8 protein-coding genes and 3 pseudogenes are annotated in these 12862 nt (G+C 44.5%); 3 read left to right on the forward strand and 8 right to left on the reverse strand.

Features of this window, described 5'->3' with window-relative positions; genetic code table 11:
* From WN50_RS33425 to WN50_RS34100, 6 genes and pseudogenes are all read right to left on the reverse strand, one after another.
* Positions 1-865 (reverse strand): tetratricopeptide repeat protein (locus tag WN50_RS33425; RefSeq protein WP_235440986.1); only part of this gene is annotated, 865 nt, incomplete at both ends.
* Between the two features lies 1 nt (position 866).
* A pseudogene (locus WN50_RS36280) lies at positions 867-1342 on the reverse strand (tetratricopeptide repeat protein); the annotation flags it as partial.
* 1 nt (position 1343) lies between these two features.
* A pseudogene (locus WN50_RS33430) lies at positions 1344-2617 on the reverse strand (tetratricopeptide repeat protein); the annotation flags it as partial.
* Position 2618: 1 nt separating this feature from the next.
* Positions 2619-3241: pseudogene (locus WN50_RS36285) on the reverse strand (tetratricopeptide repeat protein); the annotation flags it as partial.
* Positions 3242-3711: 470 nt separating this feature from the next.
* Positions 3712-5856 carry a peptidase domain-containing ABC transporter gene (locus WN50_RS16285; RefSeq protein ID WP_046278268.1) on the reverse strand — a complete coding sequence of 715 codons (2145 nt, stop codon included), beginning with the start codon at positions 5854-5856 and terminating at the stop codon, positions 3712-3714.
* Between the two features lie 104 nt (positions 5857-5960).
* A complete protein-coding gene (locus WN50_RS34100) occupies positions 5961-6149 on the reverse strand; it encodes a hypothetical protein (protein WP_152964755.1) in 189 nt (62 codons plus the stop codon).
* A gap of 501 nt (positions 6150-6650) precedes the next feature.
* On the opposite strand from WN50_RS34100, the gene WN50_RS37600 reads away from it, so the two are divergent.
* The 3 genes from WN50_RS37600 to WN50_RS16310 all read left to right on the forward strand — a co-directional run.
* Positions 6651-7618: RRXRR domain-containing protein (locus WN50_RS37600; protein WP_049559828.1), on the forward strand; the 968-nt coding region annotated here is incomplete at its 3' end.
* A 1265-nt stretch (positions 7619-8883) separates the two neighbouring features.
* Positions 8884-9246, forward strand: coding sequence for a beta-barrel domain-containing protein (locus WN50_RS37610; protein ID WP_483425971.1), 363 nt, complete (start codon positions 8884-8886; stop codon positions 9244-9246).
* A 592-nt stretch (positions 9247-9838) separates the two neighbouring features.
* Positions 9839-10057: a DUF4327 family protein gene (locus WN50_RS16310; RefSeq protein ID WP_046278270.1), complete on the forward strand. Its 219-nt coding sequence runs from the start codon at positions 9839-9841 to the stop codon at positions 10055-10057.
* A gap of 103 nt (positions 10058-10160) precedes the next feature.
* On the opposite strand, the gene WN50_RS16315 is transcribed toward WN50_RS16310, so the two are convergent.
* Both WN50_RS16315 and WN50_RS16320 read right to left on the reverse strand, forming a co-directional pair.
* Complete coding sequence (locus tag WN50_RS16315; RefSeq protein WP_046278271.1) at positions 10161-11390, reverse strand: protein kinase domain-containing protein; 1230 nt, start codon at positions 11388-11390, stop codon at positions 10161-10163.
* Positions 11391-11420: 30 nt separating this feature from the next.
* Positions 11421-12569 (reverse strand): SpoIID/LytB domain-containing protein, encoded by a 1149-nt coding sequence (locus WN50_RS16320; RefSeq protein WP_046278272.1) that lies wholly within the window; start codon positions 12567-12569, stop codon positions 11421-11423.
* Between the last annotated feature and the right edge of the window lie 293 nt (positions 12570-12862).

Genomic DNA, 12862 nt, shown 5'->3' on the forward strand with positions numbered 1-12862 from the left:
TTGTTTAACCTTATCCGAATTTCCAGTATCTTTTGAATCTTTCAGGTCTAAATTGAAGCGAAAGAAAGCCGCTCTGTGAATGGGTTCAGCTTCACCTAAATCAACCCATTGCGGTTCACCAGAAGATTTAAGAATATAAGCCGCATAATGAGGTTTTCCCTGTCTATTTCCGGGCGTAGCTTTAGCATCAAACGGTTGATAGAATACAAATTCAACTAACGCTGCATCTTCGGGAATTAACTGTTGTACCGCTTCAATGGTAACAGCTTGAGAAAAGGTTCTAAATTCTGCACTACGACGAGAAAGTTCAGCTTCGAGTTGTTCTGATTTCTCTCTTAAATTGGCAACCTGTTGACGGTATTGTTCATCGGGGATATTTTCAGGCTTATTATAAATCAAAGTCGCGAGTTGAGTTCTAACCGTTGCTAATTCATCTAAGAGTTGTTGATTTTCTGGAGTAATATTTTCTCGTAACAGTTGTAAGTCATTGGTCATTACATCTAGAATACGACCTTTGCGACGGAGAATAGTTGTTAAAGCTAAACGAGAGGCTTCTAAGTTATTTGGTACATCTTTAATATGCAGATAAACAGCAAAATTCGTTGCGTTATAAACTGTTTTCATCGAGTCTTGTTTCTGACGTTCCGAACCCGTTGCGAGGAGAACATTCAGGTTTTGTTCTTCTACATCTAGTCCTCGACTCAAGAAGTTAATGGCTTGGGTTGTATCGCCTTGAGATAAATAAAATGATGCCAAGTTATTGAGGCTGAGTGCGACATCGGGATGGTTTTCTCCCAAGACTTTTTCACGGATAGCTAAAGAACGTTGATAAAGAGGTTCAGCTTCATTGTAGCGTCCTTGGGAGNCCTTGAGATAAATAAAATGATGCCAAGTTATTGAGGCTGAGTGCGACATCGGGATGGTTTTCTCCCAAGACTTTTTCACGGATAGCTAAAGAACGTTGATAAAGAGGTTCAGCTTCATTGTAGCGTCCTTGGGAGGAGTAGAGTCCTGCCAAGTTGTTGAGGCTGGTAGCGACATCGGGATGTTCTGTCGATAGCGCTTTCTCAAGTATAGCTAAAGAACGTTGGTAGAGGGGTTCAGCTTCATTGAAGCGTCCTTGAGACTCGTAGAGTGATGCCAAGTTGTTGAGGCTGAGTGCGACATCGGGATGGTTTTCTCCCAAAGCTTTCTCACGGATAGATAAAGAACGTTTGTAAAGAGGTTCAGCATCATTGTAGCGTCCTTGGGAGTCGTAGAGTAATGCCAAGTTATTGAGGCTGGTAGCGACAAGGGGATGTTCAGTCGATAGCGCTTTTTCATAGATAGCTAAGGAACGTTGNTCGTAGAGTAATGCCAAGTTATTGAGGCTGGTAGCGACAAGGGGATGTTCAGTCGATAGCGCTTTTTCATAGATAGCTAAGGAACGTTGGTAGAGGGGTTCGGCATCATTGTAACGTCCTTGAGAACGGTAGAGTGATGCCAAGTTGTTGAGGCTATTGGCGACATCGGGATGTTCTTTTCCCAAGGCTTTCTCACGGATAGCTAAGGAACGTTGGTAGAGGGGTTCGGCTTGGTTGTAGCGTCCTTGAGACTCGTAGAGTGATGCCAAGTTGTTGAGGCTGGTAGCAACATTGGGGTGTTCAATTCCCAAGGCTTTCTCAAGTATAGCTAAGGAACGTTGGTAGAGGGGTTCGGCTTGGTCGTAGCGTCCTTGAGACTCGTAGAGTGATGCCAAGTTGTTGAGGCTATTGGCGACATCGGGATGTTCTAGTCCTAAGACTTTCTCACGGATAGCTAAGGAACGTTGATAAAGGGGTTCGGCTTCAGCGTAGCGTCCTTGAGAACGGTAGAGTCCTGCCAAGTTGTTGAGGCTGGTGGCGACAAGGGGATGTTCTGTCGATAGCGCTTTTTCATAGATAGCTAAGGAACGTTGATAAAGAGGTTCTGCTTCTGCGTAGCGTCCTTGGGAATGGTAAAGTTCTGCCAAGTTGTTGAGGCTGGTAGCAACATTGGGATGGTTTTCTTTCAAGGCTTTCTCAAGTATAGCTAAGGAACCTTGCAAGAGGGGTTCTGCTTCTGTGTAGCGTCCTTGGGAACGGTAAAGTTCTGCCAAGTTGTTGAGGCTGGTGGCGACATCGGGATGTTCAGTTCCCAAGACTTTCTCACGGATAGCTAAAGAACGTTGGTAGAGGGGTTCTGCTTGGTTGTAGAGTCCTTGGGAACGGTAGAGATCTGCCAAGTTGTTGAGGCTAAGTGCAACAGAGGGATGTTCGCTTCCCAAGGCTTTCTCCCAGATAGATAAAGAACGTTTGTAAAGAGGTTCCGCTTCAGCGTAGCGTCCTTGAGACTGGTAGAGTGATGCCAAGTTGTTGAGGCTGGTAGCAACAGAGGGATGTTCAGTTCCCAAGGCTTTTTCGTCGATAGCTAAGGAACGTTGGTAGAGGGGTTCGGCTTCATTGTAGCGTCCTTGGGACTCGTAGAGTAATGCCAAGTTGTTGAGGCTGGTAGCGACAAGGGGATGTTCTGTCGATAGCGCTTTTTCATAGATAGCTAAGGAACGTTGATAAAGGGGTTCGGCTTTATCGTAGCGTCCTTGAGAACGGTAGAGATATGCNGTCGATAGCGCTTTTTCATAGATAGCTAAGGAACGTTGATAAAGGGGTTCGGCTTTATCGTAGCGTCCTTGAGAACGGTAGAGATATGCCAAGTTGTTGAGGCTGGTGGCGACATCGGGATGGTTTTCTCCCAAAGCTTTCTCACGGATAGCTAAGGAACGTTGGTAGAGGGGTTCAGCTTCATCGTAGCGTCCTTGGGAGGAGTAGAGTCCTGCCAAGTTGTTGAGGCTGGTAGCAACATTGGGATGGTTTTCTCCCAAGGCTTTCTCAAGTAAAGCTAAGGAACGTTGGTAGAGGGGTTCAGCTTCATCGTAGCGTCCTTGGGAACGGTAAAGTTCTGCCAAGTTGTTGAGGCTGGTGGCGACATCGGGGTTATTTTCTCCTAAAATTCTCTCTTGTATTTCTAGAACCCTTTCTGCTATGGGTATTGCTTCGTTATATTTGCCTTGTTGATAGAGTTGAATAACCTGTTGTTCGAGTCGTTTTGCTTCTTCGAGTTCATCAGACTGTTGAACGACAGCAGAATTTGTCTGTCCGATAACAGGAGGTATTGCCGTTAATAGTCCAGAACATCCAATAACAACAGTTAGCCAAAGAAAGGGTTTGAGGGGTGTTCGCTTCATCGGGTAGATAGTCACGCCAAGTTCATTATCACTTATGTCTGAGGGGTGTTGAGTTATGCAGTTTTGGGTTTGACCTCTCCCCCTAACCCCCTCTCAATGAAGGCGAGGGGGAATAATTATTCAGGGGAAAACTCACCTAAAAAAACACTAAAATTACCTCTTTGTGTCTTGGTGTCTTTGTGGTTTTTATAACTTCAACTCACCTAAAAAAACACTAAAATGACCTCTTTGTGTCTTTGTGGTTTTTATGGCTTCAACTCACCTAAAAAAACACTAAAATGACCTCTTTGTGTCTTTGTGCCTTTGTGGTTTTTATAACTTCAACTCACCTAAAAAACACTAAAATTACCTCTTTGTGTCGAGCGTCTCGAGCGTTGTTTTTATCACCTTTATTCTATTACTCCCCTCGCCAATCCCCCCTGCCCCCCTTAGAAAGGGGGGTGAGAAAGGGGTTAGGGAGAGGTCATCTTTTAAGGGGTTAAAAAAGGCAGATGTTCACCGGGTAAGGATTGTAATTTTGATAATTCTCCCTGAAGTTTGAGTTGACCTTCATCTAATAGAATAATCCAGTCTGCTTGATTAATAACTCGGGGTCTATGGCTAATTAAAATGGTTGTTTTTCCTTGTCGTTGTTGCAGGAGTCGATAGAGAATTTCGCTTTCACTCAGAGGGTCTAAACTAGCGGTTGATTCGTCTAAAATTAAGATAGAAGGATTTGTTACAATAGCCCTCGCTATGGCTAATCTTTGGCGTTGTCCGCCGGAAATACTCGCCCCAAATTCGCCTAAAACGGTTTGATATTTTTCGGGAAGTTGACTAATAAATTCATCAGCACCCGCAATTTGACAGGCTTGTACAATGGCTTCAAAAGGAATTCCGGGGTGTCCTAACTGGAAATTTTCGATAATCGAACGACTCCAAAAATGAGCATCTTGAGGAACTAAAACCACTTGTTGACGCAGACAGTCGAGGGATAAATCTTGTTGATTGTAGATGCCTAATCTAATATTACCCGATTGTAGGGGATATAAACCTGCAATCAGTTTGGCTAGGGTACTTTTTCCGCAACCTGAACGTCCTATTAAAGCAATGGTTTTACCGCCGGGAAAGACGACTGAAAATTTATCGAGTAAATTGACTTGTCCGCCGTAATGAAAGGTGATATTATGACAAGTAATGTCCGCATTTGGGGGAATATAAGCAGAGGGTTTTTTGTCGGTTTCCAGGCTTTCGGAAGGGGCATCAATCACATCCGCTAACCGTTGTGTAACCGTTTGCACCCGAGTCAGATCATCGGTAAACCGAACGATAGAGTTGACAAAAAGAGTGACGTTGCGTTGCAAGGTTAAAAAGGCTAAAAGTTGACCAATACTGAGGGTATTTGTCATCACAATACGACTTCCAAACCCCAGCAAAGCGACACCACCGACTCCACTGACGAACCCGGAAAACATCTCATTGAGAATGCCGATTTGAGTGGTGCGAAAGGCGAGGTTAGCTTGTCGTCCGAAACGAGTTTGTAACTCTTCCCAAAATTGCGCCGTGCTGTTTGTGGTTTTGAGGGTGAGAGATCCTTTAAAGGTTTCGACTAAAACGCCTTGAGTTTCGGCTTCTACTGCAAATAAATTGCGAGTTTTTTGTCGAAGCGTTGGCAGTAACACGAGAGTCGATAAAACCATTAATCCTCCGATGATCATCGCTAGAATTGTCAGAGGGACGCTATAAATTAGCATGACCATTAGAGAAATAATTGCCACTAAAAGCTGACTGGGTAAACTGACAATAAATTGGGAGATAAATTGATTGAGTTCTTGAATATCTTTGAGACGACTAACAATATCACCGCCACGATGGGTTTCGTAGTAACTGAGGGGAAGATGCAACATTTTTCGCCCAAATTCCATCACCAACCCCAGTTCTAAACGTTTAGCAAAGTGAACAATCAGGTTAGATTGTACTAAGCCCAAAGCGCTACTAAATAGGTTGATCATCACGACGGCAATTATAATAGATTGTAGAAGTTGCAGATCTTCCCTCACCAAAACTTCATCGGTAATAATTTGAATTAAAAAAGGAGAACCGAGAGAGAGTAAACCGAGAACAATATTAATCGCCAAAACTTCTGTTAAAATTTGACGATAAATCCAACTGCGTTTTATCCAGCGCCATAAATGGGTGACTTGATCGCTAGTTTGGAGAAAAAATCGTTCTTGATCCGGTTCAATTAATAAACAAACCCAGTCATTCCATCCTGCGGTTAATTCTTCTTTGGAAAGCTGAAGAATTCCCACAGCCGGATCAGCAATAATATATTTTTGGCGTTGGTAGCCGTACAAAACAACCCAATGATAGCCTTTCCAATGTATAATTAATGGCAGAGGAACTTGATCAATTTCGTCTAAAATATTAGCAGCAGCGCGGACAGGTCGAGCGTTAAACCCAACGGCAACGGCACCTTGTTGGAGTCCCAGTAGAGTGGTTCCTTGTTGGTTTGTGCCGGATGCTTCTCGTAAATGGGGAAGGGTGAATGTGCGTCCATAATATTGGGCGACAGAAGCCAGACAAGCGGCACCGCAATCTTCTTCACTGTGTTGTAAGACAACGGGATATTTCATTTTAATACTGATATCACGTAAAAAACACCCGCAACTGGACGGGTGTATTGGCAGGACTAAGTATCAAAACTAGAGTGCTACAGTATACAGCATCTCACAGGAAATTAGTAGCAATAACGGGCAGATCCGCTATGGTAAGCGGAGGCGTAGTGATAGTCGTAGGAGGCTTTTTTGTAATAGTAGCTTGATGGCTGGTAGGAATCGTAGTAACAATAGCGATTACCGCCATTGATGCTGGAAGATTCTTCTTTAGAGAGGTCAGTAAACAGTTGTTTAGTTTTGTTTTCAGCCATAATCAATGTCCTCGAAACAACGGATAGACTGTGCTTTTATTGAACTCGACTCAGACTGCAAACCCCCGGAGGTTGATCCCCAGATTGACGCAGGTCTGAGAAGTTGCGACTATGTTAACAGGTAAATTCCGAGATTTCTAGTAGGATTGCTCAAATTCGCGTTAAGATTTGTCAGAATAGTCAGCTTCTCCCGTTAAATCGAAGATTATAACGGGAGCTTGCGGAGAAACACTGGACTCCAAGCGGTAAGCAAGCTGAATAGCCCACCGAGTTCTTTGACGTTACACACTTCCTTGTACCACAGAGCGCAAGGACTCCCTGTTTGACCCAACCAGTTGTTGGGAATCGCGGCAAAGAATGGGCGAGGTGTAGTTGGGAATCCAACAAGTACAGTTAACTGGATTATCTCCAATGTTTAACAANAGTTGTTGGGAATCGCGGCAAAGAATGGGCGAGGTGTAGTTGGGAATCCAACAAGTACAGTTAACTGGATTATCTCCAATGTTTAACAAACGTGTACCCGTTCTCAATCCCGATGGCTCACCAGTGATGCCTACCAAAGCATCTAGGGCAAGGCGTTGGGTTAGAGATGGCAAGGCAAAAGTAGTACAGAACGACTTACAGGTATTCTGCGTTCAGTTACTAGAAGAACCGACAGGGAGAGAAACCCAAGATATTAGTCTTGGTATTGACCCAGGTTCGTGTTTCACAGGTGTAGCCGTTCAGTCCAAACGAGACACATTGATTGGATTAAACTTGAACTTACCCAAAAAGCGGGTTCAAAAACGTCTAGAGGAAAGGAGAGTTTTACGAAGAACTCGACGTGGGCGACGGATTAAAAGAAGCCTGCTATTCAAAAAACGCAACCACAGACAAAAGCGGTTTGATAATCGTCGGCAATCTAAATTACCTCCCAGTATTCGAGCTAACAAGCAACTGGAACTGAGAGTTGTAGACGAATTGCGGCAATTGTATCCCATTGCCCACGCATACATAGAACGACTTAATAAGTCTGATAGTCCGGGCTTTACAGTCGCAGCACAAGGTCAAACATTCCTAATTAAAGAACTAGGAAAATATTTTCCAGTTGCATTAGTGAAGGGATGGGAGACATCAGGGACAAGGGAGTGGTTGAAACTTCCTAAGTCAAAAAACAAAGCCGAACAGACCCCCAATGCTCATGTATCGGATGCCATAGCTCTAGCATCTAGACACTTCATCCGATACACACCTAATACGACTGGTTTTCAGACCGGATACCAATGGAAGGGGGTAATTCAGGTGACGCCTTTTACCTTTGGCATCGTAGAACGTCTTCCTTCAAGACCCCGTAAAATGCACGACTTAACTGTTCAAAAAGGTGGAGTCCGTGATACTTATGGTGGGTTTGATGGAACGCATTCTTTCAAAAACGGGGACTACGTTGAATACAAAACTAAGCGTTCTACCCTCAAGGGTTATATCAGTGCNAGAACGTCTTCCTTCAAGACCCCGTAAAATGCACGACTTAACTGTTCAAAAAGGTGGAGTCCGTGATACTTATGGTGGGTTTGATGGAACGCATTCTTTCAAAAACGGGGACTACGTTGAATACAAAACTAAGCGTTCTACCCTCAAGGGTTATATCAGTGCCAACGATTTGTATCAGTTTTTTCCGAAGAAAAAGAGACTAAAACAAGGAGTAAGCGACAAAAATACTTGTTTACTTCGCTATTCAAGTCACCTAGTTGTAAACCTACATAAAGGACTGGCATTCCTCTCCCGTTAAATCGAAGATTATAACGGGGGTCTCCTGCCAGAGAAAAGATGAATTTTGAACAAAAGTTCACAGATGGGCAACCTCAATCTTAGGGATTGGATAAAACCCCCGCACTATGGCTTCCAACTAACACCCGATGGAACTTCAACCCTTTGATAGTGATGACTTCTTACCTCCGATTAGTCCCTGGACTCATTGGGGAGGGATAATACTATTAGGAACTTTTGGTGTTGTAGTTGTGTTGGCAGGTATTATTCGCTATACTCCCACTGTTAGAGTGCCTGTCATCGCCCAACCGGGAGGGGATATTGAACTGGTTCGATCAGCCACGAGCGGAATTGTAGAGCGCATTGTGGCGCAGGAAAATCAACCGATAGAACAGGGAGAAGTGATTGCTTATGTGGATCAGTCTCTGCTGTTAAAGCAAAAGCTGAATCTCCAAGATCGAGTCTCTCAATTTCAACGAGAACTCAATCAAGTCGAACAATATGTGAGCAACCTCGATGAACAAATTTTGACGACGTTAAAATCTAAAGTTTCTCGCGCCTCGCGTCAAAAGCTGGATGATGTGTCGGTAGAGTCGGCGGTGATTGAGTTAACCAAATCATCTCCAGAAGTCGCTCAAGGCTTCGCTCAAGAACGACGAACACTTCTCAAACAACGATGGGAGATCGAAAAACAGTTTGTTCAGTCTCAAAGACAGCTAGAACAGGTGACAAGTCTAATCGGACATGAGGCGATCCGCGCCCCGATAGCAGGGACGATTATTCAACTTGATCTCCCTAACCCTGGTCAAATTGTGGAGTCAGATGCAATTATTGCTCAGATGGTTCCGACTCGAGTTCCTCTAGTGTTTACAGCTTGGGTAGCGGAGCAGGATATTTCCCGCATCGAAATNCGATAGCAGGGACGATTATTCAACTTGATCTCCCTAACCCTGGTCAAATTGTGGAGTCAGATGCAATTATTGCTCAGATGGTTCCGACTCGAGTTCCTCTAGTGTTTACAGCTTGGGTAGCGGAGCAGGATATTTCCCGCATCGAAATTAATCAACAGGTTAATTTGCAAATTGCTGTTTATCCTTTTCGAGAATATGGTATTCTAAAAGGAAGGGTAAAACGAATCTCCCTCAACGGCACTACCCCTCAAGCCTCTGCTCGTCAAACGTCCAAAGCGTATTACGAAGTTCTCATTCAACCCGAAGGAGCTGATTTGGTGAAAGGCGATCATCGATACAGGATCTATTCAGGAATGAAGGGAACGGCTGATATTCTGGTTACTCAAGAGACAGTCTTGAGTTGGATTTTGAAGAAAGCCCAATGGGTGAGTAACTATTAAAAACCGAGCAAGAATCCCCCCGAATCTAGAGGGGATTGGGATGAGAGCGAGGCAGAGAACTCTGTAAAGTATCGCCCGTTTTGGATGCTAGAAGTCTCAGAATTTCTAGAAAGATACGGCTCTGCCAACAGCAAAAATTCGATGCTGATGTTTTCGGAACCAGCCTTCCGAACCTGAAAGCACCGATCCAAAGGGCAAGCTAACATAGCATCCGTATAAATCTGCCTGAGACCACAGGCTGGCATTGGCGGATGAAACCAGAAGCTGAATCCCCTAAATGGGGGTTGAGTCTGTGAAAATCCTGAAGTCAAAGATAGAGTTTGATAACTTCATCTAATCCCTGACCTCAAGTGTTGAAATGATCACAGAGGAATTCTATGCTGAGATGGAATTGTTGCGGAGAAATTTAAGGAAATTTAATTTTTGTGCCGAAAATAACACAATTTGAAATGAAGTATGTTAAGGTATGAAATTAGTAGCCACCTTCCCCCAAAAATCCACGATTTATGCGTAGGTAAACTCTCAACCACTCACACTTAAGCATCGGGAAGAACAACAAAAAACCTAAGATTTAAACAACTAAAGAGGTATTATGAGCCAACAGGTTATACACCAGATGGAGAAACTACAACGTCAGGTGCATTCCCTCGTTAAGTCTGATCTAATTAAGCCCACAGATAGCCTTTGGAAGATTGCATTTCTCTATGGCGCAGAGTGGGAGTATTGGAAACGAGAACTTTTAGAGTTTGGTTTTTCCATGCAAGATCCGATTAGCGAACTCCTAGCCGTAGAAGGTTGGGACGAAGACTAAATCTAAAGCATCTCAACATCAATCAATCGCCAATTGTTAACAGGGTGTTGGGATGTCGTTAAGTCTTTTGAAATCGTCAATGATCACGAGCATTGAGACTGATTCATCCATTCAGGCAAGCTTGCAGGGCATCACAGAGGTGTTGAGCATTAGGATAGCGATCGCGAGGTCGATGTTCGGTGACTTTTTCAATCACCATCCGCAGTTGAGGGGTAATGGTGGGAACGCTTTCCAAATTAAAGCCATAGCTACTGCCTCGTTTGCCATAAAAATTTAGGGGACTTTCGGCGGTTAACAAAAAAATCAGGGTTGAACCCACTGCATAGAGATCAGAAAGCGTCAGAGGCTGTCCTCGGTCCTGTTCTGGGGCGCTATATCCCTCCGCACCGATGCGGGTTCCGGGAGGAGTTCCAATCTCTTTAACCGCCCCAAAATCAAGTACAACGATGCGCTGATCTCGACTTCGCAAAAGCAAATTCGCGGGTTTAATATCTCGGTGAATGATCGGCGGATCTTGAACATGAAGATAGCTTAACACCTCACAGGTTTGCATCATCCAATGGATCGCCTGTTGGGGTGTAACAGGCCCGCGCTGCTGTACGATCTTCTCTAAATCTTGACCATGAATCATTTCCATCGCCAAATATTTCTTCCCCCCTTCCACAAAAAAATCGTAAAACCGAGGAACTCCCCCATGATTTAACGCTTTCAGGGTTCGGGCTTCTCGTTCAAACAGTTCTTGGGCTTTGGCTATTTGTGCCATATCTGCGTTCATTTCCTTGAGAACAACCAAAGTTGGAATTTGGGTATTACTAGAACCTGTCAAGCCCAATTTCGGATTCCAAGCGATCGCCGTCGTTCCCATTCCGCCCTGTCCTAAAGTCCGCAGAACTTGGTAATTGCGGATGATTCGCTCAACATGAGTCGGTTGACCACAGTGAATACAAAATAAATTGTTCGGTGGATTTCCCGCATGAGTACAGCCGGAAGAATTGGCGATAGAAACCGGACGAATAACTTGCCAATTTAGTTGTAGCAGAGGCCCGCCCTTGGCTAACTCAATAAAAGTCCCCTCCGTGATCACAGCTTGAGAGGTTAAAACCCCATTGACAAAGGTGCCATTTGTTCCTTTATTGACTAACATCCATTTGATCGGATCATCACTCAGTTTGCGAAGTTGCAAATGATAACGAGACACCAACGGATCAACAATCACAACTTGATTGTCTGAAGCCCGTCCGATCTCAATCACAGATTGATCCTCAAATTTCCACTGCCTTTGAGGAGTTTTATACTGTGGATCAAGTAGCGTCAACGTCAGTACATCAGCCATTTTAGAAGACTCAGGCCGAACATCTGTTCACTATTGGACTCGAACTTTTGCCAAACTCGTATTGCGGTAATAGTGCATGAGAATTTGATAATAGGTGTATCCGGCTCTTGCCAAATTATAAGCCCCCCATTGACTCAAGCCTACACCATGCCCAAAACCCCTGCCAACTACGGTAAAATTTGTAGAATTGGGTTGGCGGTTGACCCGAAACCGAGTGCTTCTCAGTCCTAAAGCTTCGGCGATCGCTTCTCCCGTCATCGTTCGAGTCCCGCCCTCCCCGACGACTTTCATTGACAAAATACTTCCAAATGCCGTTGTGCGTTCCGGTGTCATTGAGACAATTTTACCCACTCCAGAAAGGCGCCCAGACAGTTCAGCTTGAGAAAACGTCTTCGTCCATTCAAACACGGGTGAACCCTTGTCATAGTCCGGTACGCCCCGCAAATAAGGCAAGGCATCATCCCAAACATCCTCCACATTTTCCGTATGTCCCCCCGAGGAGGAATGAAAGGCTGCTAAAATCATTTGACCGTTATAGGTTAAGACTTGTCCGGCTGTCGCCCTGACTGCGGCTTGAGTGCCGCCCGACTCGGTTGCTAACCCTTTATAAACCTGAGAACTTTGGTCATCCCCTAAATCATAAACCCCATTACTGCGTTCTCGCTGGTAAAGGGCGTAGGTTCGGGCGGCTACCGCTTGGGCTTTCAAGGCTTCGAGTGGCCAACCGCCATCCATTTCGGCCCCTAACACGCTGTAAAGGTATTGTTCGAGATCGACATAGTTAACTGCGGTGATCCCGCCATTTCGCGGAACTAATAACACCCGTCCCCGATACCAGCCTTCAGCGATCCAAACATGACCATTTCCGGTGGGTTCGATCCAGAGTTGACTTCCTTTCCATTGACCCAAAGAAATGTTTCCTGAGTTGGGTTTTGCAATTAACCCCCCTTGGGGAGAAATTTGTCCTAAAGTTTGACCATTGGCATTACGGACAACGGCTTGGGTTGAACTCCCGACTTTCACCTGATCGGCTTCTTGAGTGACAGCAACACGCAACAACACAGCCGCCTGGGCGGGTGCAACCATCAACAACCACAACAGCAGGGAAACCCAGCCATATTGTTTAATTCGTCGCAGGGGATAAATTACAAGACCCGTCAAAAATAATCCAGAGTTCATCATCTAAGATCTGAGAGTTGTATTCTGTGGGTACAGCAACCCCTATCTTACCGAACACTTCGCTGAAATATTCTAACCCCTTCGAGAAGAATCTCCACCTGTAGTCAAATGGTTAGAAATGACCATCTTTTTCAGTTTGAATTTTTTGCAGTCACCTTCAAGATTCTATGGCAAATCAGTCGGTTGTGAATAAAGTTCACGAAAACACTTGACAGGTTTGTGAATTCCGTTCACAATAGATTTGTGAATAAAGTTCACACCAAAATCTGCTATGAAAAATCATGCAAAATGAT

Source organism: Limnoraphis robusta CS-951 (assembly GCF_000972705.2).